Source organism: Aeromicrobium sp. UBA7512 (assembly GCF_002476985.1).
Taxonomy (GTDB): domain Bacteria; phylum Actinomycetota; class Actinomycetes; order Propionibacteriales; family Nocardioidaceae; genus Aeromicrobium; species Aeromicrobium phoceense.
The window spans coordinates 8372-34118 of the sequence record NZ_DLNK01000005.1 but is presented as its reverse complement, the minus strand read 5'-3'; the positions used below and the strand labels follow the sequence as shown (position 1 = coordinate 34118).

The window sequence follows — 25747 nt, the reverse complement described above, 5'->3', positions numbered from 1 at the left end:
TGAGCCGTCAGTGCAGGCTCGTGGCGGGACTGACCCGGAGCATCTCGTCGACCGACTCGAACTTCACGCGCGGGCGTCCCTCGCGGTGGCCCCGCGTCTCCTCGGCCTTCTCGATCGCGAGCATCCGGCGGCGGCCGACGACGCGGTCGACCCGGGTGCGCACGAACGGCCCGAACGTGAGCCTGCGCTTCGGTGCCGGCGGGATGAGACCGGCGTTCGCATCGGCGACCATCGTGGCGATCGTCTCGTGGGCGCAGGTGCGGTTGGTGCCGATGCCGCCGGTGGCGCCGCGCTTGATCCAGCCGACGACGTAGGTGCCGGGGACCGCCTCGCCCGTGGCCGGGTCGACCACGCGCCCGTGCTCGTTGGGCACGGTGGCGGTGGCCTCGTCGAAGGGCAGGCCCGCGACGGGAGTGCCGCGGTGACCCGTGGCGCGGATCAGGGTGCCGCACGGGACCTTCTGGGCCTGCTCGGGCACTCCGGACGGGGCCACCTGCACGGCCTCGACGCGCTCGTCACCCTCCACCGAGACGACCTGACGGCCGAACGAGAACACCAGCCGGCGACGGTCGCCGGGCGGTGCGGTGAGGTCGACGTCGACCAGGGGCAGCGCCGCCAGGACGGCGGCGTTCGACTCGGGCTCGGCGTCGGCCAGCTCGGCCTCGGTGAACTCGTCGCGTGCCACGACCACGTCGATGCCCGGGGGCATCATCAGCAGCTCGGGACGGGTGAACGCCGCGGCCGAAGGACCCCGGCGACCGAGCAGGACGACCTCGCGCACGTCGAGACCGCGGAAGGCGGCGACGGCGTGATCGGGCATGTCGGTGCGGGCCAGCACCTCGGGGTCGTGCAGCAGCAGGCGGGCGAGGTCGAGGGCCACGTTGCCGTTGCCCACCACGACCACGCGGTCGCCGGACAGCACGACGCCGTCGGGAGCCACGTCGAGCGCGCCGTTGTACCAGCCGACCACCTCGGGCGCCGGGTACACGCCGGGCAGGTCCTCCCCCGGCACCCCCAGCTCGCGGTCGCGGCGGGCGCCGACGCCGTAGATCACGACGTCGTGGTGCTGCAGCACCTCCGCGTGGGAGATGTCTCGGCCCACCTCGACGTTCATCACCATCTTCGTGCGGGGGTGGCGGTAGGCCCAGTGGAAGAGGTCGGCGAACTTCTTCGTGTCCGTGTGGTCGGGCGCCACCCCGCCGCGCACCAGGCCGCCCGGCACGGGCAGCTTGTCGATCATCGTGATCTTCGCATCGGTGGACAGCAGCAGCTGCCGCGCCGTGTACGCGGCCGCCGGGCCGGTGCCCACGATCGCGATCGACAGCGAGCGCTCGAGGTCGCCGCCCATCTCGTCCCACGTGTGGGTCTTGGGCTTCTCCCGCGGCGGGCGCCGCTCGAAGAACTCGGCGTTGAGGTCGGCGAACACCGCCTCGGCACCGCGCAGCAGATCGATCGCCTTGGGCGCCGCCACGGGGCACGCGTCGGCGCAGGCCCCGCAGTCGATGCAGGCCTTCGGGTCGACGTAGAGGATGTCGGTGGTGCCGAAGTCGGGCTCGTCGGGAGTGGGGTGGATGCAGTCCACGGGGCAGACCGAGACGCACGAGGCGTCCTTGCAGCAGGACTGGGTGATCGCGTAGGCCACGGCGGGTGCTTTCGGGTTCGAGGGTCGGCCGGGCCGGGTCAGAGCATGTGGACGGTGCGGTACATCCGCATCGCGGCCGGGGTGAGCAGGCCGACCTCGGACAGGAAGTCCATGAGGTGCACGCAGCTCATCCGCATGAGGTTCTGGTGGTGGGTGTTGGCCTTCACGGCCGCCTTGGCCACCTCGGGGTCCAGACCCACGTTGGCATAGACGTCGTCGTTGACCAGGGAGTCCACGATGATCGCCGCGACGACCGAGATGACGAAGGCCGCGAGGTGACGCCGAGGCTTGGAGACCCCCTCGAGGTACTCCTTGACCTCCATGCGCGCGAACTTCATGTGGCGCGCCTCCTCGACCACGTGGATCTTGCTCGTGGTGCGCACCTCCTCGAGCACGTTCTCGCCGCGCATCCAGTCGCGCTGCATGACGTCGAGGACCTCCTCGGCGACCAGGATCGACGCGTAGGACTGCTCGCCGTTGGCGGTGCTGCGGAAGACGCGGGCGAGCTCGTGAAAGAGCCGGCGCGGGCGGTAGTGCGGGACGCCCATCTTGCTGCACGTCTTGCTGAACATGAGCGAGTGCCGGCACTCGTCGGCGATCTCGGTGAGGGCGAAGCGGAACTCCGGGTCGCCGTAGTCGGCGGAGTACTGCGAGCGCAGCACCATCGACTGCAGCATCGTCTCGAACCAGATGCCCGTGCTCATGATGGAGCCGACCTCGTGGCGCGTGAGGTCGATCCGCTGCTGCTCGGTCATGGAGTCCCACAGCGGCGTGCCGTAGAGCGTGGACCACTCGGGGTTGAGGCCGTACTTGGTGGGGTCGAGGGGCTTGGCCCAGTCGATCTCCTGGTCGGGGTCGTACGACAGGACGGCAGCGGACTCCAGCAGTCGCTCCAGCTCGGTGTCCATGTCGATGGACTGGCGGAACTCGACGGCGGCGCGATCGTCGGTGACGGTCATGCGATCTCCTCGGTCAGCGGTATGTGACATTGTGAATGTAACATAGATGTGAGGCGTGTCACCAGACTTCCGGGCACCGGACTTCAGCCCTACCGTATTGGGCTGCACCGACTGCCCATTGGGCCCATGCTGTTGTGCATGCCCAAACGCACACCGACGGCCCACACCGCCGAGGTCGCCAGCGCCTTCGCCTCCTGGTTGCGCCAACGGCGCGAGGGCGCGGGCATGACCCAGGAGGACCTCGCGCACCGCGCGGGCCTGAGCCGCAACCAGGTGCAGAACCTGGAGAACAACCGCAACAACAACGCCACCGGACGGTCGTCGGCCAACCCGAGCCTGGACACCCTGCTGGCCCTCGAGGCGGCCTTCGGGCTGTCGCTGGGCGACCTGCTGGTCGAGGTCCGCGAGTTCATGGACTCCGCCGGGCGCTGACCCTCCTGCGGTCGCCGGCCAGCCCGGCGGCCCGTTCGACGTCGGCGACGATCCGGTCGAACACGTCGGCCGCGTGCTGCAGGGCGGCCGCGAAGGCCCGGCCCTCGCCCGCGGACGCGGCGTAGGCCTCGGCGCCGTAGGCCAGCTCGATCCGGTCGCCGGGCAGGGTGCCGTGCAGGATCGCCACCCAAGCGCCCCCGGGCACCGGGAACACGCGCGCGTGCTGTTCGTCCTCAGCCGTCTCGCCGGAGCGGTGGTCGGTGCACCACCACGGGCAGGTGGTCGATGGCGTCGTCATGGGGCAGTCCTATCAACGGGTGCGGACACCGGGTCGACCCCTAGGTTATTGGGCCCGGCGCGCCTTGTCGTCCCGGTGTCTCACCCACGCGTCGCGGCGTCTCCGGACACGACGAAGGCCCCGGGCGGGTGCCCGGGGCCTTCGTACGTGACGAGATCGTCAGCAGGGACCGATCAGTGGTTGTGACCAGCGTGATCGTCGGCCTCGTCGGCCGGCTTGTCCACCACGAGGGTCTCGGTGGTGAGCAGCATGGCCGCGATCGAGGCGGCGTTGGCGAGCGCCGAACGCGTGACCTTGACCGGGTCGAGGATGCCCTGCGCGAGCAGGTCGCCGTACTCGTTCGAGGCCGCGTTGTAGCCCTCACCGGACTCGCGGACCTTGGCCACCACGACCTCGCCGGAGACGCCGCCGTTGCGGGCGATCCACTCCAGCGGGGCGTCGGCGCCCTTGCGGACGATGCGCACGCCGAGGGCCTCGTCGCCGGACAGGTTCAGGTCCTGGTCCAGCACGCCAACCGCGTGGACCAGCGCCGAGCCACCGCCGGGGACGATGCCCTCCTCGATGGCCGCGCGGGTCGCCGAGACGGCGTCCTCGATGCGGTGCTTCTTCTCCTTGAGCTCGACCTCGGTGGCCGCGCCGACGCGGATGACGCAGACGCCACCGGCCAGCTTGGCCAGCCGCTCCTGCAGCTTCTCGCGGTCCCACTCGGAGTCGGTCTGCTCGAACTCGGCCTTGATCTGGGCCACGCGGCCCTCGACCTCGGCCTGGTCGCCGCCACCGTCGATGATCGTCGTGTCGTCCTTCGTGATGACGACGCGACGCGCGGTGCCGAGCACCTCGAGGCCGACCTGGTCCAGCTTGAGGCCGACGTCGGGGGTGACGACCGTCGCGCCCGTGAGGGTCGCGATGTCCTGCAGCATCGCCTTGCGGCGATCGCCGAAGGCCGGCGCCTTGACCGCGACGGACGTGAACGTGCCGCGGATCTTGTTCACCACGATCGTGGACAGGGCCTCGCCCTCGATGTCCTCGGCGATGATGAACAGGCTCTTGCCCGACTGGACGACCTTCTCCAGCAGCGGCAGGAGGTCGGACACGGCCGAGATCTTGCCCTGGTTGACGAGGATGTAGGGATCGTCGAGGACGGCCTCCATGCGCTCGGTGTCGGTGACCATGTACGGCGACAGGTAGCCCTTGTCGAACTGCATGCCCTCGGTGAACTCGAGGTCGGTGCCCATGGTGTTGGACTCCTCGACCGTGATGACACCGTCCTTGCCGACCTTGTCGAACGCCTCGGCGATGAGCTCGCCGATGACCGAGTCACGGCTGGAGACCGTGGCGACGGCCGACATGTCCTTGACCGAGTCGACGGCGCGGGCGCGCGAGTGCAGCTCGTTCGTGACCGCCTCGACGGCAGCCTCGATGCCCTTCTTCAGGCCGACCGGGTTGGCGCCGGCCGCGACGGCGCGCAGGCCCTCGTGGACCATGGCCTGGGCCAGCACCGTGGCCGTCGTCGTGCCGTCACCGGCGACGTCGTTCGTCTTGGTGGCGACTTCCTTGGCCAGCTGGGCGCCGAGGTTCTCGAACGGGTCGTCCAGCTCGATCTCACGCGCGACGGACACGCCGTCGTTCGTGATCGTGGGGGCGCCCCACTTCTTGTCCAGGACGACGTAACGGCCCTTGGGGCCGAGGGTGACCTTGACGGTGTCGGCGAGCTTGTCGACACCGCGTTCGAGGGCGCGGCGTGCGTCCTCGTCGAATTCCAGAATCTTGGGCACGAGTGCTCCCTAACGGTTGGCTGGGTGGACTCAGGCGATGACGGCGAGGACGTCGCGGGCGTTGAGGATGAGGAACTCCTCGCCGCCGTGCTTGACCTCGGTGCCGCCGTACTTGCTGAAGAGCACCTTGTCGCCGACGGCCACGTCGACGGGGATGCGCTCGCCGCTGTCGCTGACGCGACCGGGGCCGACGGCCACGACCTCGCCCTCCTGCGGCTTCTCCTTGGCGGTGTCGGGGATGACGAGACCCGACGCGGTGGTCTGCTCGGCCTCTCCGGCCTTGATGACGATGCGATCTTCGAGCGGCTTGATGGTGACCGACACTGGTCGACCTCCCCTTTCGGATGAGTAACGTTCGGTTGGCACTCACTCGGTGGGAGTGCCAGAAGTCAGCCTAGCACCGGCTGGCACTCGACCAAACGGAGTGCCAGAGCCGAGGGCGGGACGGCGCCCGGTGGCAGACTCTGGCGCGTGGATGCGCACACCTTCGCCGAGCTCACGGCCCCCGCGGGGCAGGCTCTGCTGGCCGAGGTGGCCCGCGGCGCGGGGAGCGAGTCCGACCTCGCACTGGGCACGCGACTGCGACGCGACCACCCCGCCGAGCTCGTCGCGGCGGCGGTCACCCAGCACCACCTGCGGCGGCGCGCGGTCACGAAGTTCGGGGCCGACGCCGAGCTCCTCTACTTCACCCCCGACGCCCTCGAGCAGTCCACGCGGGCCCCGGTCGCGGCGCACCGAGCGAGCCGGCTGGCAGCGCTCGGCGCCACGCGCCTGGTCGACCTCGGCTGCGGCATCGGCGGCGACCTGATCGCCGCCGCCCGGGCGGGCCTCGAGGTGCGCGGCGTCGAGCTCGACCCCGTGCGCGCCGCGATCGCGCGAGCCAACCTCGCCGCCCTCGGCCTCGCCGGGACGGTCGAGGTCGGTGACGCCACGACGACCGCGATCGGCGCCGACGAGGTCGCCTTCGTCGACCCTGCGCGCCGCGACGGCGCCGGCCGCACGTTCCGTCTCGACGCGCTCGTGCCCTCGTGGGACTTCGTCACAGGCCTGCTCGAGGGCCGCGCCGTGGCCAAGCTGATGCCAGGCATCGCCCACGACGCCGTCCCGCCGGGCGTGCAGGCCGAGTGGGTCTCGCACGGCGGCGACCTCGTCGAGGCGAGCCTCTGGGGGGCCGGTTTCGGCCAGGACCCGGCCCGTCGCGCCACCGTGCTGCCGAGCGGCGCCACGCTCGTGGGTCGCGGCGCCCGGGCCCACGTCGGGGACGCCCTGTCGCACCTCGTCGAGCCGGACGACGCCGTGATCCGGGCGGGGCTCGTGGCCGAGCTCGCCGAGGACCTCGGCGGCCACCTCCTCGACCCCCGCATCGCCTGGATCACCACGGACTCCCCCGGGGCCGAGCCGTTCGGACGGGCGTTCCGGGTGGTCGAGGAGCTGCCCTTCCGGGAGAAGCAGCTCCGCGCCGCCCTGCGCGAACGCGACATCGGCACCCTCACGATCAAGAAGCGCGGCGTCGACGTCGTACCCGAACGGCTCGTCGCTCGCCTCAAGCTCACCGGGACCCGCACCGCGACGGTCGTGCTGACCCGCGTGGCCGACGAGGCGCGCGCCTTCCTGGTGGAACGGGAGCGCTGAGCGTGACGTTCGCGGGGTCGACACGCCGGTGCGGACCCCCGGAACGTCACCGCCAGCGATGACCTGGCGCGCGGTAGCGTCGGTCCATGGCCGGCCGCGTGGACCTCAACGTCGATCTCGGCGAGTCGCCCGAGCGGTGGGCGTCCGGCGAGGACGAGCGCCTGCTCCCCCTCGTGACCAGTGCGAACGTCTGCTGCGGCGCGTACGCCGGCGACGACGACCTGATCCGCGCGACGTGCGAGGCCGCGGTCGAGCACGGCGTCGCGATCGGGGCGCAGGTGGGCTACCGCGACCGCGAGGGATTCGGCCGCCGGTTCGTGGACCTGCCGCCCCGTGACCTCGTGGACGAGGTGCGGCGCCAGCTCGACCACCTGCGCGAGCTCGCGGACCGCGTCGGCGGCCTGGTCACCTACCTCAAGCCTCACGGTGCGCTCTACCACCGCATCGGCCACGATCCCCACCAGGCGGAGGCCGTCGTCGAGGCGCTGCTGGCCGACGGGACGCCGCTGCCCCTCGTGGGCATGCCCGGTTCTGTCGCGCTCGAGATGGCGCAGGACTCCGGGATCCGTGTCGTGCTCGAGGGCTTCGCCGACCGCGCGTACACCTCCGAGGGTGGCCTCGTGCCCCGCGACCAGCCGGGTGCCGTGCTGACCGATCCGGCCGAGGCCGCCGCCCAGGCCCTCGAGCTGGTGGGATCGGTGGACTCGCTGTGCGTGCACGGCGACAGCCCTGGCGCCGAGCGCCTGCTTCGCCACGTGCGCGGCGTCCTCGTGGAGCACCGCGTCGAGATCGAGCCATTCCACTGAGATGAGGATCCTGCCCTGCGGCGATCGCGCCGTGCTGCTCGACTGCGCGGACGCCGACGAGGCCCGTCGCTGGCATGCCGCGCTGCGCGATCGCGGTGCAACGCTCGGGGCGACCACCGTGCTGCTGCGCGGGCGGCCCGAGGAGCTGCGCTCGCTGGTGGGCGCGACCACCCCTGCTGATCTGGCTGCCGTCGCCGGGGCCGAGGTGGAGATCCCGGTCGTGTACGACGGACCTGATCTCGAGGCCGTGGCGCGACACTGCGGACTCGACCCGGACGAGGTCGTGCGCCTCCACGGGGCGACGCCGTGGACGGTGGCGTTCGCCGGCTTCGCGCCCGGCTTCGCCTACCTGTCCGGGGGCGATCCCCGCCTCGAGGTCCCGCGGCTCGACCGTCCGCGGCCACGCGTGGAGCCGGGCTCGGTCGGACTCGCCGGCCGGTTCAGCGGCGTCTACCCCCGCGCCTCCCCCGGCGGCTGGCGGCTCATCGGCCGTACCGACGCGCCGCTCTGGGACCTCGATCGCGACGACCCTGCACTACTGCACCCGGGTGACACCGTCCGGTTCGTCGAGGTGACGCGATGACCCTGCGCGTGCTGGAGGCAGGCGCCCTGAGCCTGGTGCAGGACCTCGGGCGTCCCGGGCTGGGCGATCTTGGCGTAGGGCCGTCGGGCGCGTTCGACCGCCGCGCCCTGCGCACCGCGAACCACCTCGTCGGCAATCCGGGCGACGCGGCCGTCGTGGAGGCGCTCGGCGGCGGTCTCGCGCTGGTGGCGACCCTGCCGCACGTCGTGGCCGTCACGGGGGCGGCGGGGCCGCTGACCGTCGATGGCCGGCCGGTCGACTCCGGCCGCCCCCTCGCGCTGCGGCGTGGCGACGTGCTGCGGCTCGGGGCGCCGGTCGCCGGGCTGCGCTGGACGGTCGCCGTCGCGGGCGGGATCGCGGTGCCCCCGGTCCTGGGCAGCCGCTCCCGCGACACGCTCGCCTCCCTCGGCCCCGATGCCCTGGCGGCCGGCGACGAGCTCGCGGTGGGTCCTCCCGTCGGACCGGTCTCGCTCGAAGGACTGCCGCCCCTGCTTCCCACGGGCGAGGTGGCGGTCCGGGTCGTGCTGGGCCCGCGCGACGACTGGTTCACCCCGGCGGCCGTCGCGACGCTGCTCTCGACCGGCTGGGGCGTCGACCCCGTCTCGGACCGCATCGGCGTCAGGCTGGACGGACCAGCGCTCGACCGGGCACGCGAGGGTGAGCTGGAGAGCGAGCCCGTGGTGCGCGGCAGCATCCAGGTGACGACCTCGGGTCGTCCGGTGGTGCTGGGTCCGGACCATCCCGTCACCGGCGGCTACCCCGTGATCGGCGTGGTCCTCGACGCCGACACCGACGTGCTCGCCCAGCTGCGGCCCGGCGACACGCTGCGGTTCCGCCGCCACCGCGCCTGACGCGGGATCGCCCGCTCCGACCCACAAACGCCGAGTGGCGCAAACCGGGGTCGCGAGTGGCGGGGCGGGCTGGGTCAGGCGGCGACGATGCGCGTGACGGGCAGGCTGGAGTCGACGGCGAGATCGAGCGACGACGGGGCGATGCCGCGGCGGACGACCTCGGCGCCGAGCGCCGCGACCATCGCGCCGTTGTCGGTGCACAGCGAGATCTGCGGGATGCGGACCTCGACGCCGGCCTTCTCGGCGCGCTCGAGGACGAGGTGGCGCAGGCGGCCGTTCGCGGCCACGCCCCCGCCCAGGATCAGCCGGGGGACGTCGTGCTCGAGGCACGCCTTGATCGCCTTGCGGCTCAGCACGTCGCAGACCGCGTCCTGGAACGAGGCCGCGACGTCGGCCACGGCGACCGGGCGCTGCATCCGCTGCTCGTGCTGCACGTGGCGGGCCACCGCGCTCTTGAGCCCGGAGAAGGAGAAGTCCCAGCGGTACCGCTCGAGGTCGCGCCCCGTGGTGAGGCCGCGCGGGAAGGCGATCGCGGTGGGATCGCCGTCACGCGCCACCTTGTCGATCTCCGGGCCGCCGGGGTACGGCAGGCCCAGCAGCCGGGCGACCTTGTCGAAGGCCTCGCCGGCGGCGTCGTCGATCGTGCCGCCGAGCAACGTGATGTCGGTGGCGATGTCGTTGACGAGCAGCAGCTCGGTGTGCCCGCCGCTGACCAGCAGCGCGATCGAGGGCTCGGTGTACCGGCCGTGCTCCAGCTGGTCGACCGCGACGTGCGCCGCCAGGTGGTTGACCCCGTAGAGCGGCTTGTCGTGGGCCAGGGCGAGGGCCTTCGCCGCGGCGACCCCGACGAGCAGGGCGCCGGTGAGGCCCGGGCCGCTCGTGACCGCGATCGCGTCGACGTCACGCACGTCGACGCCGGCCTGCTCGTAGGCCTGCTCGAGCGTGGGGACCATCGCCTCGAGGTGCGCCCGGCTCGCGACCTCGGGGACGACGCCACCGAAGCGCACGTGCTCCTCGACGCTGGACGCGACCGCGTGCGCCAGCAGGGTGGTGCCTCGCACGATGCCGACACCGGTCTCGTCGCAGGAGGACTCGATGCCCAGCACCAGCGGTTCGCTCACCGGTCCATTGTGCCGTGGAGCAGGAAGCGCCGTGCCGTCGGTGCGCAGGCTCAGCCCCGCTCGGCGCGCCTGGCGTCGCGGGCCGCCTTCTCCTCGAGGTCGAGGCGTCGGGCCTCCTCGGGCGTGGGAGCCGTGCCGCCGTAGCGGGCCGGGGCCCACCACTGGCCCTCGGGCGAGACGGGGTACTCGTGGATCGCCTTGTCGAGCAGGGCCGTCAGCGAGTCGTGCAGCAGCGCCGTCTCGGCCACCGGGTCCTCACCCGTCACGGGGATCGGCTCGCCGACGTGGAGCGCGATCGTCTTGCCCCGGCCCCACAGGTCGGCGTCGTGGTCCTTGGTCTTGAGCAGCTGCGTGCCCCAGACGACCATCGGGATCAGCGGCACGCCGCCCTCGGCCGCGGCGCGCACGGCACCGGTCTTGATCTCCTTGACCTCCATCGACCGGCTGATGGTGGCCTCGGGGAAGATGCCGACGATCTCGCCGCGACGGGCGTACTCGGCGGCCTCGTGCAGCGACGCCTCGCCCTGGGCCCGGTCGACCGGGATGTGGTGCATCGAGCGCATGATCGGTCCGGAGACCTTGTGCTCGAACGCCTCCTTCTTCGCCATGAAGCGCACGAGCCGACCGGCGGGCTGGGCCGCGAGACCGTTGAAGATGAAGTCGACGTAACTGACGTGGTTGGAGGCCAGGATGGCCCCGCCCTCACGCGGGATGTGCTCGGTGCCGGACGTCTGGAAGCTGATGCCCAGCACCCGGAACAGCGTCTTGGCCGTGCCGATGATCGGCGGGTACGTCACGTCGCGCATGCGTGAACCCTAGTGCACGCGCGTTCACCGATGAGGCTTCTCGTCACTCGTCCTCGACGACGTGGACCGCGGCCTCCTCGGCACTCGCACCGGCACCGTCGATGCCGACATCGTCGCCGACGAGCTCGGACACGTGGTCGACGCCGTTGCCGCCCTCGGGGTCGACGAGGCGGCCCGAGCGACGACCTCCGACCTCACCGTCGTCGAGGTCCTCCTCGCTCCACTCGGAGTCGGGGTCGACGTCAGGCTCCTCCTGCGAGAGGCGCTGCTCGAACGACTCGCCCTGGATCTGCTCGTCGACCGTCGTGCCGAATCCCTCGCCGGCCGACCAGCGCTCGGGAGCGGTCAGCCCCTCGTCGAGCGGGTCATGGGTCTCGCGACCGAGCAGCGTGTCCTGGTCCTGGTCCTGGCTCAGGTACTGGGAAGGGGCCGGGGGCTGGTTGCGCGGATCAGTCATGCCTCCACCTTGCCACGCACCCGGAGCAGGCGCCGGTCGTGCGGATCAGTCCGGGCCGGGCTCGCGCGCGGGGTCGGCCTGGCTGGCCGAGCGCTTCAGCAGGACCGCCACGACGACCACGACCATCAGCACGAAGAGCCAGGCGAGACGCTCGGATCCGCCCGTGAAGACGGCCAGGAACGCACTCATCCCGATGGTGGACCAGATGGTCGCCCAGATCACCGCGCCCGGCACGAGACCGGTCAGGTAGCGCGGGAACGACATGCGCGCGAGGCCCGCGCCCAGGTTCACCGCGGTCTGCGCACCGACCGTGAAGAAGCTCACGGTGACGGCCGGAGGACCCCACCGGTCGACCTGTCGCATGGCGGCCCGGACGCGCGGACCGGGCTCGCGCTCGCGCAGCAGGCCGGCGGCGATCGCGCGCCCGATCCCGTAGGTGGCGCCGGCGCGCAGGAGCACGATGACGAAGAACGTCAGCCACGCCCAGAACCACGGCCACGCGCGGATGGAGTCGAGCAGCTCGGTCATGCCAAGCCCAGCTCCATGAGCACGGCGTCCGAGCCCGAGCGGTAGTAGCCGCGGCGGCGGCCGGTCTCGCGGTACCCGGCACGGCGGTAGAGCGCGAGCGCAGCCTCGTTGTCGTCGGCGACCTCGAGCAGGAGCCGCTCGGCGCCGCGAGCGCGGGCCGCGTCCTGCACAGCCTCGAGCAGCTCCGAGCCCACACCCTGGCGCCGCGACCCCAGACCCACGGCGATGCGCATCAGCTCGGCGTCGGGGGCGAACATCCGCAGCGAGGCGTAGCCGCGGACGCCGAACTCGTCGACGAGCGCCAGGACGATCCGGTCGCCCACGAGCTCGTCGCGGACCTGGCCGGACGACCACGCGTCGCGGCCGAAGCTCGCGTTCTCGATCGACTCCAGCGTGTCGAGGTCGCGCAGGCCCGCGGACCGGATCATGCCAGCTTGGGCGCGACCTGGGGCATCGCGTCGGGTCGGCGCAGGTACAGCGGCTCGAGCGGGAGCTCGGCGGCCCTCCCGGCGGCGACGAGGCCGGCCAGGGCGGCGGCGGACGGGTCGAGCGGCGCGCCCTCGACCGCCGTGAGCCGGTCGGCGTACAGCACTCCCCCGCGGCCCACCACCGGCAGTCCGAGCGCGGCGACGGTGTCGGGGTAGTCAACGTCGGGGCCGGTGACGCGCGACCCGTCGGCGCGGAAGCGGCCCCAGTAGACCTCCTTGCGACGCGCGTCCGTGGCCACGACGAAGTCGGTGTCGAGCAGGCCCGCGGCCTCGGCGGCGAGGATGTCCAGCGAGCACACGCCGTGCATGGCCAGGCCGAGGGTCTGGCCCAGCGTGAGTGCCGTGACGACACCGACACGCAGCCCGGTGAACGGGCCCGGACCGACGCCGACCGCGACGTCGGTGAGGTCGGCGGCGGTGGCCCCAGCCCGCGCGAGCGCCGTGCGGATCGCGGGCGCCAGCAGCTCGCCGTGAGCCATGGCGCCCTCCCCCGTCGCCTCGGCGACGACGGACGAGCCGTCGTGGAGGGCGACGGAGATCGCCGGGGTGGCGGTGTCGAACGCGAGCAGCAGCACGGGCCCAGCCTAGTTGCGGGGCATCGCAGGGTCCGAACGCGCTCGGCGTGCCGGGCTCAGCCGAGCAGGGCGGTGCGCAGCGGGACCTCGAGCCAGCGCCGGCCGTGGGGCCGGATCGAGACCACGCGCATCTCGTCCGACGGGATGCCGCAGGCCGTGCCGAGCGGATCGCCCGGACTGGCCGCGCGGGTCTCGATCGAGATCGACAGCCAGCTGTCGGACAGCTGCTCGGCCATCCCCTCGCCCCATTCCACGACCGTCACGGACTCGTCCGTCGTGGCGTCGAGGTCGATGTCGTCGATCTCGGCCGCGTCGCCGAGGCGGTAGGCGTCCACGTGCACGAGCGGCGGGCCGCCCACCTCGCTGGGGTGGGTGCGCGCGATCACGAAGGTCGGGGACGTCACGGGCCCGCGGACGCCGAGCGCCTCGCCGAGGCCCTGCGTGAACGTGGTCTTCCCGGCACCGAGACCACCGGTCAGCACGAGCAGGTCACCGGGGCGCAGCAGCCCGGCGACGCGTGCGGCGAGGTCGCGCATCGCGTCGGCGTCGGGCACCTCGCGCGCCAGCCACAGCGTCTTGCCCATCTCGATCGTGGGACCGTCCTGGCGCACCGGCAGGTACAGCCGGTGGTTCCAGAACCGGTAGTTGGCCGGAAGCTCCTCGCGCACGGTCAGCCAGATGCCGTCCATGCCCTGCTCCTCGGCGACGTCCTCGGCGACGCCGACCATGACGGACGCGACCCCGCGGTCGCGGCCGAGCGGGTCGACGCTGACGCGCTTCAGGCCCAGCATCCCCGGGCGGGAGCGGTCGAACAGGATCGCGCCCATCGGGTGGCCGCGGCGGGTGGCCAGCAGGCCGCCGTCGCGCTCGAGCGAGGCGGCCACCGTCTCGACGGTCTCGTCGCCGGCCGTGGCGGGCGGATCGAGGCGCGGCCGCGCGGCGAAGGCACGGTGGATGACTCCGACGACCTCGGCCGCGCGATCCGGGCCGACCAGCGTGACGTCGAGCTCACTGCTCATGCCGCCACCTCCGTGGGAGAAGCACAGTACGTCGGCACCGGCATGAGGGGACTCTCGATCACTCGCTGGCGCTCGCTCATGCGATGTCCTTCAGGACCCGCTCGATCGCCTCCGTCACCTGCTCGTGCTCCTCCAGCATCACCATGTGGCCGGCGTCGTTGACCGGCACGAGCTCGGCTCCGGCGATGTGGCGCGCGAGCCAGCGGCTGTGGCTGAACGGCGTCATCACGTCCTTCGTCCCGCACACCACCGAGGTGCGGCAGCGCGAGATGGCGCCCAGTCCCGCCCCGAGGTCGAGCTCGACGAAGTTGTCGTAGAAGTTCAGCACCACCGCGGTGGGGGCGCGCAGGATCATCTCGTCGGCCATGTCGACGATCGCAGGCTGCGCGTGCGCCCCGAACGCCCAGCGACGGATGATCGAGTAGCTGTTGAACTCGCGGCCCCAGTCGAGCAGCGGGCTGGCGGCCTTCACCAGCGGCACGACGAAGCGCAGGCCGGGGCTGCGTCGCATCAGCTGGCCGGCGCTCGTGCTGATGAGCACGACGCCCTTCACGCGGTCGTCGAACAGCTCGGGATCGAGCTGGGCCAGCTGCATGACGGCCATGCCGCCCATCGAGTGCCCGACGATGACCACGGGCCCCTCGGCGGCGTGCGCGTCCAGCACGCGGCGCAGGTCGTCGGCCATGTCGTGGAGCGAGGAGTTGCGCGGACCGCTGCGTCCGGAGCGTCCGTGCGATCGCTGCTCCATGAACACGAGACGGGCCTGGTCGCGCAGCGCGAGGCGCTGGAAGTGCCACGTGTCGAGGTCGCACATCCAGCCGTGCACGAAGACGACGGTCGGCGCCGGGCCCTCGTCGACCTCGACGTGGATCGGGACGTCGTCGGCGGCGGAGACGTAGTACGAGTCGCCGCGGACCGTGCCGAACGCGATCTCCTCGCCGCGCTGGAGGCGGCGCTGCTCGGTCTTGCGCTTGTTGAGGATCGTCGCGGCGGCACCGGCCACCCCCGCCGCCGCGAAGGCGCCTGCGGTGGCTGCGACACGTCCTGCGACCGATGTCATCGCTCTCCTCGGTAGGTCCGGGACCACCGTCCGGCGAGGCGCGTGACGATCTCGTAGGCGATCGTGCCGGCGGCGTCCGCCCAGTCCTGGGCGGTGGGCTCGCCGTCGTCGCCGGGCCCGAACACCGTGACCGGATCGCCGATCCGGGCGGGCCGGTCGCCCAGGTCGACGACCAGCTGGTCCATGCAGATCGTCCCACGGACGGGCGCGCGGCCGCCCGCGAACCCCACCTGCGCCCGGTTCGAGGCGGTGCGGTGGATGCCCTCGCCGTAGCCCACCGGGACGAGGCCGAGGGTGGTCTCACGGTCGGCGCTCCAGCGCCAGCCGTAGGACACGGAGCTGCCCGCCGGGACCCGTTTGACGTTCGCCAGCACGGTGCGCGCGGTGAGGATCGGACGCACGTCAGGTACGGGAACCGCCGGGTCGGGGGCGATGCCGTAGGTGGCGATGCCGAGGCGGACCAGGTCGAAGTGCGAGGACGGGCGTGTGACCGCCGCGGCGGAGTTCGCGAGGTGGCGCAGCGCCGGGTGGACGCCCGCGGCGGCCAGCTGGTCGACCGCGGCCCGGAACACGGCCTCCTGGTGGTCGTTCGCCGGGTGCTCGGGCTCGTCGGCGCTGGCGAAGTGCGACCAGACGCCCGTGACCTCGATCCGGCCGGCGGCCTGCATGCGAGCGGCGGCCGCCACGAGATCGTCCCACTGCGGCCCGAAGGCACCGTTGCGCGACAGCCCCGTGTCGACCTTGAGCTGGACGCGCGGGCGGTCGCCGGCGGCGGCGATGGCCTCGAGCTGATCGACGCCGGAGGCGGTCACCTCGACGTCCGCGCCGATCAGCTCGGTGAAGGGAGCGCCGGGCACCGCGAGCCAGCACAGCAGCGGCCCGTGGTCGCCGGCGGCGCGCAGCTCGAGCGCCTCGGCCGGCGTGGCGACCCCGAGCCAGTCCACCGAGGCCTGCCGGGCGGCGCGCGCGACGGGGACCATCCCGTGCCCGTACGCGTTCGCCTTCACCACGGCCATCTGCAGGGCTCCGGGCGCGTGGGCCCGCAGCGCCGCGAGGTTGGCGCGGTACTGGTCGAGGTCGATGACGAGCTCCGCGTTGGCGCTCACGGACGGCCACCCCGGGGAACGTCGTCACAGAAGTCGTGGAGGACGGGGCGCAGCTCGCGCGCGACGTCGGAGGCGACGAGAGGGCCGCCGAGGCGCTCGGCGGCGAGCCCGTGCAGCAGGGCGCCCACCGAGCCGGCGTCGAAGGATTCGAGGCCGGCGGCCAGCAGGGAGCCGATGAAGCCGGCCAGCACGTCACCGGAGCCGGCCGTGCCGAGCCACGGGGTACCGGTGAGGTTCACCCGCAGGCGGCCGTCCGGGGCGGCGATGACGGTGCGCGGTCCCTTGAGCAGCACCGTGGCGCCCCACCGCGCGGCGGCCTCGCGGGCGTGGCGCAGCGGGTCGGCCTCGACGGCTTCGCGGTCGGTGTCCAGCACCGCGGCGAGCTCGCCGGCGTGCGGCGTCAGGAGGGCGTCGACCTCGAAGGTGTCGGGCAGGTGGTGCAGCGCCGTCGCGTCCACGACCACCGGCACGTCGTCGCGGAGCGCGGCGGCGAGCGGCGCGGGCGTGTCCTCGCCGCCCGACCCGACGACCCACGCCTGGACCCGCCCGCGGCGGGCGACGATCTCGGGCGCGCGGTCGACGACCCGGCGCGCCAGCTCCTGCGCGCCGACGAAGCGGATCATGCCCGCCGGACCGGCCTGGGCCCCCGCGACGCAGAGGTGGGCGGCACCGGCGTACTGCGGGGAGCCGGCTCGGACACCCAGCACGCCGCGCGTGTACTTGTGGGCGTCACGGCCCGGCACGATCGCGTCGCGGAACCGTGGCCCGTCGCCCGGTCCGAGTGCCTCCAGGGCGGGCTCGGCGGCCAGGTCGAGTCCGATGTCGACGACGTCCACCTCGCCGGCCAGCTCGGCCGCCGGACCGGCCAGCAGGCCGTACTTGGCGGTGGCGAAGGTGACGGTCAGGTCTGCTCGGACCGCGGGCCCGTCGAGCCGGCCGTCGTCGACGCCGATGCCCGATGGCACGTCAACGGCCACCACGAAGGGCCGCTCACGCTCGATCCACCGCGCCCACGCGGCCGCCGTGCCCTCGAGCCCGGGGCGCGCCCCGATGCCGAAGATCGCGTCCACGACGAAGCGGTGGCCCTCGGGTCCCCCGACCACGCGGGCACCGGCCTCGCGCGCGGCCTCCAGCCCGGCGGGGTGCACCGCCGACGGGTCGAGCAGGCACAGGTTGACCCGACGGCCCTCGCGGCACCAGTGCGCGGCGGCGAACAGCGCGTCGCCTCCGTTGTTGCCCGGACCAACGAGGACCACGAGCGCCTCGTGGGCGGGCACGACCCGCGAGACCCGGTCCGCCAGCGCCGTGGCGGCGCTCTGCATGAGGGCGTCCCAGCCCCGCTCGGCGGCGGCGACCTCCTCCGCCGCGCGCACCTGCGCGACGGTGTGGGCGGTCAGCATCGGATCACTCGACCGTGACGGACTTGGCCAAGTTGCGCGGCTGGTCGACGTCGTGACCCAGCAGCTCGGCCAGCTCGCCCGCGAAGATCTGCAGCGGCACGGTGGCCACGAGGGGCTGCAGCAGGGTGGGCGTCCTCGGCAGCCGGATCACGACGTCGGCGAAGGGCACGACCGAGTCGTCGCCGTCCTCGACCAGGACGATCGTGTAGGCACCGCGGGCCCGCACCTCCTGGATGTTGCTGACGATCTTCTCCTGCAGCTGGTCGCGCGCCCGGGGCGGCACGACGACGAACATCGGCAGGCCCTTCTCGACCAGCGCGATGGGCCCGTGCTTGAGCTCACCGGCCGCGAACCCCTCGGCGTGGACGTAGGCCAGCTCCTTGAGCTTCAGCGCGCCCTCGAGCGCCACGGGGAAGCCGACGTGGCGGCCCAGGAAGAGGAACGAGCGCCGGTCGACGAGGTCGGCCGCGAGCTTGCGCACCTGGTCACCCTCGTCGAGCATCCGCTGGACCTTCGCGGGAATGGCGTGCAGCTCGTCGATGACGTGGCTGATCTCGTCGCCGTACTTCGCGCCCTTGACCTGGGCCAGGTAGAGACCGAGCAGGTAGCAGGCGACCATCTGCGAGAGGAAGCCCTTGGTGGACGCGACCGCGATCTCGGGACCGGCGTGCGTGTAGATCACCGCGTCGGACTCGCGCGGAATCGTGGAGCCGTTGGTGTTGCAGATCGACAGCACCCGGGCGCGCTGCTGGCGCGCGTAGCGGATGGCCATGAGGGTGTCCATGGTCTCGCCCGACTGGCTGATCGCCACGACCAGCGTGGAGCGGTCGATGATCGGGTCGCGGTAGCGGAACTCCGACGCGAGCTCGACCTCGCAGGGGATGCGGGTCCAGTGCTCGATCGCGTACTTGGCCACGAGGCCGGCGTAGGAGGCGGTGCCGCACGCGATGACGATGATCTTGTCGATCTCGCGCAGCTCGTCGTCGGACAGGCGCATCTCGTCGAGCTGGAGCCGGCCGTCGGCCCCGACGCGGCCGAGCAGGGTGTCGGCGACGGCCTTGGGCTGCTCGTCGATCTCCTTGGCCATGAACCACTCGTAGCCGCCCTTCTCGGCGGCGGTGACGTCCCAGTCGACCGTGTAGGCGGTGGTGGGCGCCTCGCGGCCGTCGAAGTCGGTGACCTCGATCGAGTCGGCGGTGATCGTGACGACCTGGTCCTGGCCCAGCTCGATGGCCTCGGCCGTGTAGTCGATGAACGCCGCCACGTCGGAGCCGAGGAAGTTCTCGCCGTCGCCCCGTCCCACCACGAGCGGGGAGTTGCGCCGGGCGCCCACGACGACGCCGGGGTTCAGGGCGTCGGCGAACACGAGGGTGAACGCCCCTTGGAGCTGCCGGCACACCGCGCGCACGGCGTCGGGGAGGTCGGCGGTCTGCTGCAGCTCGCGGTGCAGGAGGTGGGCGACGACCTCGGTGTCGGTCTCGGAAGCGAACTCGTAACCCGCGGCCTCGAGCTCGTCGCGCAGCACCATGAAGTTCTCGATGATGCCGTTGTGCACGACGGCGACCCGCTCACCCGGGTCGAGGTGGGGGTGGGCGTTCGCGTCGGTGGGGCCGCCGTGGGTGGCCCAGCGCGTGTGGCCGATGCCGGTGGTGGACGCGGGCAGAGGGTGCTCGGACAGCTCGGCGTCGAGGTTCGCGAGCTTCCCGGCCTTCTTCGCCCAGGCGATCCGGTCGCCGTCGACGACGCCGACTCCGGTGGAGTCGTAGCCGCGGTATTCCAGCCGTCGCAGACCGCCCATCACGACGTCCAGCGCCTGGCGATGGCCCACGTATCCGACGATTCCACACATGGGTTCAGGGTACCGACTGAGCGGTGGGCGAGGTCGCTGGCAACAATGGTCGGTATGTCACGGGACCCGTCCCCCTACGTGGAGCTCGAGCGCTCCGCGTGGGCCGAGCTCGCACGCGATGCCGTCCAACCGATGTCCGGCGAGGAGATCGAGCGCGTCCGAGGCCTCGGAGAGGAGCTCGATCTCGAGGAGGTGCAGCAGGTCTACGTGCCCCTCACGCAGCTCATCAGCCTGCGCGTCCGGCTCGCCGAGGCGCTCTACCGAGCCACCGAGCGGTTCCTCGGCGACCCCCAGCCCGACCGTGTGCCGTTCATCATCGGCCTGGCCGGATCGGTCGCGGTGGGCAAGTCCACCACCGCGCGCCTGCTGCGCGACCTGCTGGCGCAGCACGACGACCACGCCCACGTCGCCCTGGTGACCACCGACGGCTTCCTGCTGCCGAACGCCGAGCTCGAGCGGCGCGGCATCATGCACCGCAAGGGGTTCCCCGAGTCGTACGACCGCAAGGCGCTGCTGCGCTTCGTCATGCAGGCCAAGAGCGGAGCCGAGCACATCGAGGCCCCGGTCTACGACCACCTCACCTACGACCGCACCGACGAGACCGTCTCGCTGAAGCGTCCCGACATCCTCATCGTCGAGGGCCTCAACGTGCTCGCTCCCCCGCGCACCCGTGGCGACGGCTCACCGGGCCTGGCGATCAGCGACTTCTTCGACTTCTCGGTCTACGTCGACGCGAACAGCCGCGACATCCGCCGCTGGTACATCAGCCGGTTCCTGCGGCTGCGCGAGACCGCCTTCGCCGATCCCGCGTCGTACTTCCACCGCTACAGCACCCTGACCGACGCCGAGGCCGTCATGCGCGCCGAGGAGCTCTGGGACACGATCAACTGGCCGAACCTGCGCGAGAACGTGGCCACCACCCGCGGCCGCGCCGACCTCGTGCTGCGCAAGTCGGCCGACCACACGGTCGAGTGGGTCCGGCTGCGCAAGCTCTGACCGCTGGCACCGTCAGGCGAGGTGCTTGACCCACTGGTCGGCCCACGCGCTGGCGCGGTAGCCGAGGTCCTCGTTGACGGCGATCATGTGGTCGTTCTGGGCGTCGTTCCACGTGACGACGCGGCGACGGCCGGGCATCAGGTCGCTGGACTCGCGCATGGCCTGCTGCTTGAGCGAGAAGCCGAGCCCGTGGCCGCGGTGTTCGGGCAGCACGAGGGTGTCCCACTGGTAGACCTCGGGCGTCCCGTGCGGGAACAGCAGCTGCGTGTGGCCGGCGAGCGTGCCGTCGGGCGCGACCGCCACCACGGTCTGGGCTACCCGGCGCTGGCGCTTCCACTGGTCGACCTCGTGCAGCAGCCGGTCGGGGTCCCAGTACTCGTTCTCCAGCTGCGTCTCCCCGGACGGCGCCTCCTGGTTGAGCAGCGCGCGCAGGTGCGCGTACTGCTCGAGCCACTGCTGCGGCGGGGCGCCCCGCCACGCGGCCAGGGTGTACCCGTCCCGTGGCTCGGCGGGCGGCACGTCGGCCGGCAGGGCGAGCTCGCGTTGGACCAACTGCGTGTCGAAGCGGTAGCCGCGGGCCAGCATGAACTCACGCCCGGACCCGGTCTCGTCCTCGATCGGGCGCAGCGTCTCGGTGAGGACCTGGTCGCGGCCGTCCTCGGCCACGCGCAGCTCCAGGCGCTCGAGCAGGGCGGTGCCGTGGCCGCGCCGGCGCAGCTCCGGCGGCACCCACACCTCCGCGAACGCGGTGGTGGCGTTGTCTCGCTCGGGCAGCTCGGCCAGCGCCACCGCGACGACGGTCTCGCCGTCGCGCAGCAGCAGGGAGTCGCAGCGGGTGTAGGCGTCGCCGATGAGCAGCACGCGCAGCTCGTCGGCGGACCACGGCTGGTCGATGTAGCGCTCGTTGGACCGCAGGTAGACGTCGTGGAACTCCACGAAACTGCCGTGGTCGGTGGGATCGAGCACGTCGATGGTCAAGCTCACCCGGGCATTCTCGCACCGAAGCACGGGCGCCGACAGGGTCAGATCGCGCGGGTGAGGAAGACGCTGTGGGGGTCGGGCACGTAGTCGGCGAACGGCTCGCACGGCTCGAACCCGTGACGGACGTAGAGGCGCCGGGCGGGAGCGAAGTACGGCTCGGTGCCGGTCTCGAGGCTCAGCCGGGTGAAGCCGCGTTCGCGCGCGTTCCGGACGAGGTGCTCGAGCAGCGTGGTGGCCACACCGCGGCCGCGGGCGAGCGCCGTCGTGCGCATCGACTTGATCTCACCGTGCCCCGATCCGAGGTCCTTGAGCGCTCCGCAGCCCAGCAGCCGGCCGTCCTCGCGAGCCGTCCAGAAGCTGATCGCCTCGTGCCGCAGGGCGTCGAAGTCGAGCGCGTGCACGCTCTCGGCGGGGCTGGTGGCGAACATCTCGGTGAGGTGCTCGGACAGCAGCGCGCGGACGTCGTCACGTTCGAGCCCTCCGGGCTCCACGGTGACCACGGTCAGAGCGCGAGGGTCGTGCGGACGACGCCGGCGAGGTGGTCGGCGATCTCCTGCGCCTGGTCGGCGGTGGGCGCCTCGACCATCACGCGCACGAGCGGCTCGGTGCCCGAGGGACGCAGCAGCACGCGACCGGAGTCGCCGAGCTTCTCCTCGGCGGCCGCGACCTCGGCCAGCAGCACCTCGTGGCTGGCGGCACCGGCGCGGTCGACGCCGCCGACGTTGACGAGCACCTGTGGCAGCCGCTGCATCACCGAGGCCAGCTCGGACATCGTGCGGCCCGTGGTGGCCATCTCGGCGGCCAGCTGGAGCGCCGTGAGGGTGCCGTCGCCGGTGGTGGCGTGGCGGCCCATGATGACGTGGCCGGACTGCTCGCCGCCCAGCGTGTAGCCCCCGGCGCGCATCTCCTCGAGCACGTAGCGGTCGCCGACCGCCGTGCGCAGGACGGTGATGCCCGCGGCGTCCATCGCGCGGGAGAAGCCGACGTTGCTCATCACCGTGGCCACGACCGTGTCGTCGACCAGCAGGCCCTCGCGCTTGTCGCGCAGGGCCAGGATGGCCAGGATCTGGTCGCCGTCGACGACCTCGCCGAACTGGTCGACCGCCAGGCAGCGGTCGGCGTCGCCGTCGAACGCGAAGCCGACGTCGGCCCGACGCTCGACGACCACGCGGCGCAGGTCGTCCAGGTGGGTGGAGCCGCAGCGCTCGTTGATGTTGAGGCCGTCGGGCTCGGCGTGGATCGCGATGACCTCGGCGCCCGCCCGGGCGAAGGCGTCGGGGGCCGCCTCGTGGGTGGCGCCGTTCGCGCAGTCGAGGACGACACGCATCCCGTCGAGGCGGGTGGGCAGGGTGTCGAGCAGGTGGCGCACGTAGGCGCCGAGTCCGGCGTGGCTGTCACCGACGCGACCCACGTCGGCACCCGTGGGCCGGTCCCATGGCTCCTCGAGGCGCTGCTCGATGGCAGCCTCGATCGCGTCGTCGAGCTTGACCCCGCCGCGCGCCAGGAACTTGATGCCGTTGTCGGGCATCGGATTGTGGCTGGCGGAGATCATGACGCCCATGTCGGCCTCGAGGAACGCCGTCAGGTAGGCCGCACCGGGGGTGGGCACCACGCCGAGGCGGTGCACGTCGACCCCCGCAGACGCCAAACCCGCGACCACCGCGGCCTCCAGGAATTCTCCGGAGGCGCGGGTGTCGCGGGCGACGACTGCCGTGGGGCGCTGGTCGGCGAAGGCACCGGCCTCGCCGAGGACGTGGGCCGCGGCGACCGAGAGGTCGACCGCGAGCTCGGCGGTCAGGTCCCGATTGGCCAGACCCCGAACACCATCGGTACCGAAGATCCGGCCCATGCGCGCCGGCAGATCAGCGCTTGCTGTACTGCGGCGCCTTGCGGGCCTTCTTGAGTCCAGCCTTCTTGCGCTCCTTGATCCGCGAGTCGCGGGTCAGGAGGCCGGCCTTCTTCAAGGTGGGTCGGTTGACCTCGACGTCGATCGCGTTGAGCGAACGGGCCACACCGAGGCGCAGCGCGCCGGCCTGACCGGTCATGCCGCCGCCGCTGACGCGAGCGATCACGTCGAAGGAGTCCACCAGGCCGGTGACGGCCAGCGCCTCCTTGGCGATCTGCTGGTGCAGCTTGTTCGGCAGGTGCTCCTCGAGCGGCTTGCCGTTGACGGTCCAGACGCCGGTGCCGGGAACGATGCGAACCCGGGCCACGGCCTCCTTGCGACGGCCGGTCGCCGAGCCGGGAGCGATGATCGACTTGATCTCGCCGGTCGCGGCAGCGCCGGAGGACTCCGACGTGTAGGCGACACCCTCGGAGTTGGTGGTGTACTCGGTCTCTTCGGTGGTGGTCTCAGCCACGATGAACCTGCTTCTCGCTTACTGGGAGATCTGCGTGATCTCGAACGGCTGGGGCTTCTGGGCGGCATGCGGGTGATCCGGGCCGGCGTAGACCTTCAGCTTCGTGATGAGCTGACGGCCGAGACGGTTCTTGGGGAGCATGCCGCGCACCGACTTCTCGATCGCCTTGCGGGCGTCCTTGTCGAGCAGGTCGCCGTAGGCGATCTGCTTCAGGCCGCCCGGGTAACCGCTGTGGCGGTAGACGTTCTTGTCGGAGCGCTTGTTGCCCGACAGTGCGACCTTGTCGGCGTTGATGATGATGACGAAGTCACCACCGTCGACATGGGGCGCATAGGTGGGCTTGTGCTTGCCTCGCAGGAGGGTCGCCGCAGCAACCGAGAGACGGCCCAGGACAATGTCCTGGGCATCGATGACGTGCCACTGACGGGTGATGTCAGCAGGCTTCGGGCTGTACGTACGCACGGCGTGACCTTCTCGCTGCAAATCGAAATCTGTGAAGTCGGGACTCTCGCGTCGGTCGGGCACGATCCACATGACATGCCGCAACACAACGACTGCCCAGATTACCTGCCCGCACCCACGCGGGTCAAAACGGGTCACCACAACGTGACCCTGCTCTCGCGCGAGAGTGCGGGGGACACTAGGTTGGAGTGGGTCGCTCACCCCCGCGGCCGTTACTTCTCTGACGTCACAGGAGACCCGAATCGTGACCGACAAGCAGACGCTGACCATTCGTGACAACCGCTCCGGCGAGGAGTACGAGGTCGAGATCACCGACGGCAGCATCCGCGCCGCGGACCTGGGCAAGATCGGCAAGTCCGACGACGACCCGGGCCTGGCCGTCTACGACCCGGGCTTCACCAACACCGCCTCCACGCGCAGCGCCGTCACCTACATCGACGGCGACAAGGGCATCCTCGAGTACCGGGGCTACCCCATCGAGCAGCTCGCCGAGTCCTCCACCTACCTGGAGGTCGCCTACCTGCTCATCCACGGCGAGCTGCCCACGAAGGAGCAGCACGACCAGTGGGTGCACGAGATCACCTTCCACACCTTCGTGCACGAGAACCTCAAGAGCCAGCTGCAGGGCTTCCGCTACGACGCGCACCCCATGGGCATGCTGCTGTCGAGCGTCGGCGCCCTGTCGACGTTCTACCCCGAGGCCCGCAACATCAAGGACCCGCAGATCCGCCACGAGCAGATCGTGCGCATGATCGCGAAGATGCCGACCCTCGGCGCCTGGTCCTTCCGCCACGCGCAGGGCAAGCCGTACGTCTACCCCGACAACGACCTGTCGTACACCGAGAACTTCCTCTCGATGCTGTTCCGCATGAGCGAGCCGAAGTACGACCCGGACCCGCGCCTGGCCAAGGCCCTCGAGGTGCTGTTCATCCTGCACGCCGATCACGAGCAGAACGCCTCCACCAACGCGGTGCGCTCGGTCGGCTCCAGCCAGGTCGACCCGTACTCGGCGGTCACCGCCGGCATCGCGGCCCTCTACGGCCCGCTGCACGGTGGCGCCAACGAGGCCGTCCTCAAGATGCTGAAGCGCATCAAGACCAAGGAGAACGTCCCGGCCTTCATCGAGGGCGTCAAGAACGGCGACGAGCGCCTCATGGGCTTCGGTCACCGCGTCTACAAGAACTACGACCCGCGCGCCACGATCATCAAGAAGGCCTGCGACGACGTCTTCGAGGTCACCGGGGTCAACCCGCTGCTCGAGGTCGCCCAGGAGCTGGAGAAGATCGCGCTCGAGGACGAGTACTTCGTCAAGCGCAAGCTCTACCCGAACGTCGACTTCTACTCGGGCCTGATCTACGAGGCCCTGCAGTTCCCGCCGGAGATGTTCACGGTCCTGTTCGCCATCCCCCGCACGTCGGGCTGGCTGGCGCAGTGGCTCGAGCTGGTGGACGACCCGGAGCAGAAGATCGCCCGCCCCAAGCAGATCTACACCGGCGGACGCCAGTTGGACTTCGTTCCGGCCAGCGAGCGCTGGAAGTGAGCTGACGCAGCAACGGCGAAG

At 71.8% G+C, this 25747-nt stretch carries 28 protein-coding genes; 7 read left to right on the top strand and 21 right to left on the bottom strand.

The genetic code is table 11. The annotated features are described in order from the left end of the window. Positions 1 to 7 precede the first annotated feature (7 nt). Together B2363_RS06485 and B2363_RS06480 are read right to left on the bottom strand one after the other, a co-directional pair. On the bottom strand, positions 8 to 1642 hold the full coding sequence (locus tag B2363_RS06485) for a 4Fe-4S binding protein (protein ID WP_286929255.1): 1635 nt from the start codon (positions 1640 to 1642) through the stop codon (positions 8 to 10). 38 nt (positions 1643 to 1680) lie between these two features. Continuing rightward, on the bottom strand, positions 1681 to 2601 hold the full coding sequence (locus B2363_RS06480; RefSeq protein WP_181754640.1) for an AurF N-oxygenase family protein: 921 nt from the start codon (positions 2599 to 2601) through the stop codon (positions 1681 to 1683). Positions 2602 to 2739: 138 nt separating this feature from the next. Between B2363_RS06480 and B2363_RS06475 the strand changes: the two genes are divergently transcribed. Further along, a complete protein-coding gene (locus B2363_RS06475) occupies positions 2740 to 3033 on the top strand; it encodes a helix-turn-helix transcriptional regulator (protein ID WP_206679976.1) in 294 nt (97 codons plus the stop codon). On the opposite strand, the gene B2363_RS06470 is transcribed toward B2363_RS06475, so the two are convergent. From B2363_RS06470 to groES, 3 genes are all read right to left on the bottom strand, one after another. Further along, positions 3011 to 3331 carry a hypothetical protein gene (locus B2363_RS06470; RefSeq protein ID WP_286929253.1) on the bottom strand — a complete coding sequence of 107 codons (321 nt, stop codon included), beginning with the start codon at positions 3329 to 3331 and terminating at the stop codon, positions 3011 to 3013. The two genes, B2363_RS06475 and B2363_RS06470, sit on opposite strands and share 23 nt — an antisense overlap. Before the next feature lie 173 nt (positions 3332 to 3504). Continuing rightward, positions 3505 to 5106: a chaperonin GroEL gene (groL, locus tag B2363_RS06465; protein ID WP_181754637.1), complete on the bottom strand. Its 1602-nt coding sequence runs from the start codon at positions 5104 to 5106 to the stop codon at positions 3505 to 3507. A gap of 30 nt (positions 5107 to 5136) precedes the next feature. Then, positions 5137 to 5430, bottom strand: coding sequence for a co-chaperone GroES (gene groES / locus B2363_RS06460; protein WP_078698994.1), 294 nt, complete (start codon positions 5428 to 5430; stop codon positions 5137 to 5139). 147 nt (positions 5431 to 5577) lie between these two features. Here groES and B2363_RS06455 point away from each other — a divergent pair, with 147 nt between their 5' ends. From B2363_RS06455 to B2363_RS06440, 4 genes are all read left to right on the top strand, one after another. After that, the gene (locus B2363_RS06455) at positions 5578 to 6738 is read left to right on the top strand and encodes a class I SAM-dependent methyltransferase (RefSeq protein WP_286929249.1); all 1161 of its coding nucleotides are present in this window, start codon (positions 5578 to 5580) and stop codon (positions 6736 to 6738) included. Between the two features lie 86 nt (positions 6739 to 6824). Further along, the gene (locus tag B2363_RS06450) at positions 6825 to 7544 is read left to right on the top strand and encodes a LamB/YcsF family protein (protein WP_181754635.1); all 720 of its coding nucleotides are present in this window, start codon (positions 6825 to 6827) and stop codon (positions 7542 to 7544) included. Between the two features lies 1 nt (position 7545). After that, entirely contained in the window at positions 7546 to 8127 is a 582-nt protein-coding gene (locus tag B2363_RS06445) for a 5-oxoprolinase subunit B family protein (protein WP_286929246.1), read from the top strand. Next, on the top strand, positions 8124 to 8978 hold the full coding sequence (locus B2363_RS06440; RefSeq protein ID WP_286929244.1) for a biotin-dependent carboxyltransferase family protein: 855 nt from the start codon (positions 8124 to 8126) through the stop codon (positions 8976 to 8978). Before B2363_RS06445 ends, B2363_RS06440 begins: the two co-directional genes overlap by 4 nt. A gap of 74 nt (positions 8979 to 9052) precedes the next feature. On the opposite strand, the gene tsaD is transcribed toward B2363_RS06440, so the two are convergent. The 11 genes from tsaD to glmS form a co-directional block, all read right to left on the bottom strand. Next, on the bottom strand, positions 9053 to 10099 hold the full coding sequence (gene tsaD, locus B2363_RS06435) for a tRNA (adenosine(37)-N6)-threonylcarbamoyltransferase complex transferase subunit TsaD (protein WP_286929242.1): 1047 nt from the start codon (positions 10097 to 10099) through the stop codon (positions 9053 to 9055). A gap of 50 nt (positions 10100 to 10149) precedes the next feature. After that, entirely contained in the window at positions 10150 to 10905 is a 756-nt protein-coding gene (locus tag B2363_RS06430) for a lysophospholipid acyltransferase family protein (protein ID WP_286929240.1), read from the bottom strand. A gap of 43 nt (positions 10906 to 10948) precedes the next feature. After that, positions 10949 to 11362: a DUF5709 domain-containing protein gene (locus B2363_RS06425; RefSeq protein ID WP_181754629.1), complete on the bottom strand. Its 414-nt coding sequence runs from the start codon at positions 11360 to 11362 to the stop codon at positions 10949 to 10951. Between the two features lie 45 nt (positions 11363 to 11407). After that, complete coding sequence (locus tag B2363_RS06420; RefSeq protein WP_181754627.1) at positions 11408 to 11890, bottom strand: DedA family protein; 483 nt, start codon at positions 11888 to 11890, stop codon at positions 11408 to 11410. Continuing rightward, a complete protein-coding gene (gene rimI / locus B2363_RS06415; protein ID WP_181754625.1) occupies positions 11887 to 12318 on the bottom strand; it encodes a ribosomal protein S18-alanine N-acetyltransferase in 432 nt (143 codons plus the stop codon). Before rimI ends, B2363_RS06420 begins: the two co-directional genes overlap by 4 nt. Continuing rightward, positions 12315 to 12953, bottom strand: coding sequence for a tRNA (adenosine(37)-N6)-threonylcarbamoyltransferase complex dimerization subunit type 1 TsaB (gene tsaB, locus B2363_RS06410; protein ID WP_286929235.1), 639 nt, complete (start codon positions 12951 to 12953; stop codon positions 12315 to 12317). The genes rimI and tsaB overlap by 4 nt, the downstream gene beginning before the upstream one ends. Before the next feature lie 56 nt (positions 12954 to 13009). Beyond that, positions 13010 to 13972, bottom strand: a complete 963-nt coding sequence (tsaE, locus tag B2363_RS06405) for a tRNA (adenosine(37)-N6)-threonylcarbamoyltransferase complex ATPase subunit type 1 TsaE (protein WP_286929233.1) — start codon at positions 13970 to 13972, stop codon at positions 13010 to 13012. 76 nt (positions 13973 to 14048) lie between these two features. After that, entirely contained in the window at positions 14049 to 15032 is a 984-nt protein-coding gene (locus tag B2363_RS06400; RefSeq protein WP_286929231.1) for an alpha/beta fold hydrolase, read from the bottom strand. Continuing rightward, a complete protein-coding gene (gene alr, locus B2363_RS06395) occupies positions 15029 to 16138 on the bottom strand; it encodes an alanine racemase (RefSeq protein WP_286929229.1) in 1110 nt (369 codons plus the stop codon). The genes B2363_RS06400 and alr overlap by 4 nt, the downstream gene beginning before the upstream one ends. Next, positions 16135 to 17538, bottom strand: a complete 1404-nt coding sequence (locus B2363_RS06390; protein ID WP_286929227.1) for an NAD(P)H-hydrate epimerase — start codon at positions 17536 to 17538, stop codon at positions 16135 to 16137. The genes alr and B2363_RS06390 overlap by 4 nt, the downstream gene beginning before the upstream one ends. A gap of 4 nt (positions 17539 to 17542) precedes the next feature. Further along, positions 17543 to 19387, bottom strand: coding sequence for a glutamine--fructose-6-phosphate transaminase (isomerizing) (gene glmS / locus B2363_RS06385; RefSeq protein ID WP_286929225.1), 1845 nt, complete (start codon positions 19385 to 19387; stop codon positions 17543 to 17545). A 45-nt stretch (positions 19388 to 19432) separates the two neighbouring features. Here glmS and coaA point away from each other — a divergent pair, with 45 nt between their 5' ends. Beyond that, the gene (gene coaA / locus B2363_RS06380; protein WP_181754606.1) at positions 19433 to 20383 is read left to right on the top strand and encodes a type I pantothenate kinase; all 951 of its coding nucleotides are present in this window, start codon (positions 19433 to 19435) and stop codon (positions 20381 to 20383) included. A gap of 12 nt (positions 20384 to 20395) precedes the next feature. Here coaA and B2363_RS06375 read toward each other — a convergent pair whose 3' ends face one another. Genes B2363_RS06375 through rplM form a run of 5 tightly spaced genes read right to left on the bottom strand, consistent with a single transcriptional unit; the run spans position 20396 to position 24186 of the window. After that, positions 20396 to 21367: a GNAT family N-acetyltransferase gene (locus tag B2363_RS06375; protein WP_286929222.1), complete on the bottom strand. Its 972-nt coding sequence runs from the start codon at positions 21365 to 21367 to the stop codon at positions 20396 to 20398. A gap of 38 nt (positions 21368 to 21405) precedes the next feature. Beyond that, on the bottom strand, positions 21406 to 21864 hold the full coding sequence (locus B2363_RS06370) for a GNAT family N-acetyltransferase (protein WP_286929220.1): 459 nt from the start codon (positions 21862 to 21864) through the stop codon (positions 21406 to 21408). A gap of 2 nt (positions 21865 to 21866) precedes the next feature. Continuing rightward, complete coding sequence (gene glmM / locus B2363_RS06365) at positions 21867 to 23213, bottom strand: phosphoglucosamine mutase (RefSeq protein ID WP_286929218.1); 1347 nt, start codon at positions 23211 to 23213, stop codon at positions 21867 to 21869. 13 nt (positions 23214 to 23226) lie between these two features. Beyond that, positions 23227 to 23724: a 30S ribosomal protein S9 gene (rpsI, locus tag B2363_RS06360; RefSeq protein ID WP_181754600.1), complete on the bottom strand. Its 498-nt coding sequence runs from the start codon at positions 23722 to 23724 to the stop codon at positions 23227 to 23229. 18 nt (positions 23725 to 23742) lie between these two features. Then, positions 23743 to 24186, bottom strand: a complete 444-nt coding sequence (rplM, locus tag B2363_RS06355; protein ID WP_181754598.1) for a 50S ribosomal protein L13 — start codon at positions 24184 to 24186, stop codon at positions 23743 to 23745. Positions 24187 to 24430: 244 nt separating this feature from the next. On the opposite strand from rplM, the gene B2363_RS06350 reads away from it, so the two are divergent. Next, positions 24431 to 25726 (top strand): citrate synthase, encoded by a 1296-nt coding sequence (locus B2363_RS06350; RefSeq protein ID WP_181754596.1) that lies wholly within the window; start codon positions 24431 to 24433, stop codon positions 25724 to 25726. The last annotated feature ends 21 nt before the right edge of the window (positions 25727 to 25747 follow it).

Coding starts and splice junctions, on each gene's coding strand:
- B2363_RS06445 (WP_286929246.1), top strand. CDS start 7,546: ATGAGGATCCTGCCCTGCGGCGATCGCGCCGTGCTGCTCGACTGCGCG.
- tsaE (WP_286929233.1), bottom strand. CDS start 13,972: ATGAGCAGTGAGCTCGACGTCACGCTGGTCGGCCCGGATCGCGCGGCC.
- glmM (WP_286929218.1), bottom strand. CDS start 23,213: ATGGGCCGGATCTTCGGTACCGATGGTGTTCGGGGTCTGGCCAATCGG.
- B2363_RS06440 (WP_286929244.1), top strand. CDS start 8,124: ATGACCCTGCGCGTGCTGGAGGCAGGCGCCCTGAGCCTGGTGCAGGAC.
- B2363_RS06470 (WP_286929253.1), bottom strand. CDS start 3,331: ATGACGACGCCATCGACCACCTGCCCGTGGTGGTGCACCGACCACCGC.
- B2363_RS06400 (WP_286929231.1), bottom strand. CDS start 15,032: ATGACATCGGTCGCAGGACGTGTCGCAGCCACCGCAGGCGCCTTCGCG.
- rimI (WP_181754625.1), bottom strand. CDS start 12,318: ATGATCCGGTCCGCGGGCCTGCGCGACCTCGACACGCTGGAGTCGATC.
- B2363_RS06475 (WP_206679976.1), top strand. CDS start 2,740: ATGCCCAAACGCACACCGACGGCCCACACCGCCGAGGTCGCCAGCGCC.
- B2363_RS06430 (WP_286929240.1), bottom strand. CDS start 10,905: ATGCGCGACGTGACGTACCCGCCGATCATCGGCACGGCCAAGACGCTG.
- B2363_RS06450 (WP_181754635.1), top strand. CDS start 6,825: ATGGCCGGCCGCGTGGACCTCAACGTCGATCTCGGCGAGTCGCCCGAG.
- B2363_RS06420 (WP_181754627.1), bottom strand. CDS start 11,890: ATGACCGAGCTGCTCGACTCCATCCGCGCGTGGCCGTGGTTCTGGGCG.
- glmS (WP_286929225.1), bottom strand. CDS start 19,387: ATGTGTGGAATCGTCGGATACGTGGGCCATCGCCAGGCGCTGGACGTC.
- B2363_RS06425 (WP_181754629.1), bottom strand. CDS start 11,362: ATGACTGATCCGCGCAACCAGCCCCCGGCCCCTTCCCAGTACCTGAGC.
- B2363_RS06480 (WP_181754640.1), bottom strand. CDS start 2,601: ATGACCGTCACCGACGATCGCGCCGCCGTCGAGTTCCGCCAGTCCATC.
- coaA (WP_181754606.1), top strand. CDS start 19,433: ATGGTCGGTATGTCACGGGACCCGTCCCCCTACGTGGAGCTCGAGCGC.
- B2363_RS06390 (WP_286929227.1), bottom strand. CDS start 17,538: ATGCTGACCGCCCACACCGTCGCGCAGGTGCGCGCGGCGGAGGAGGTC.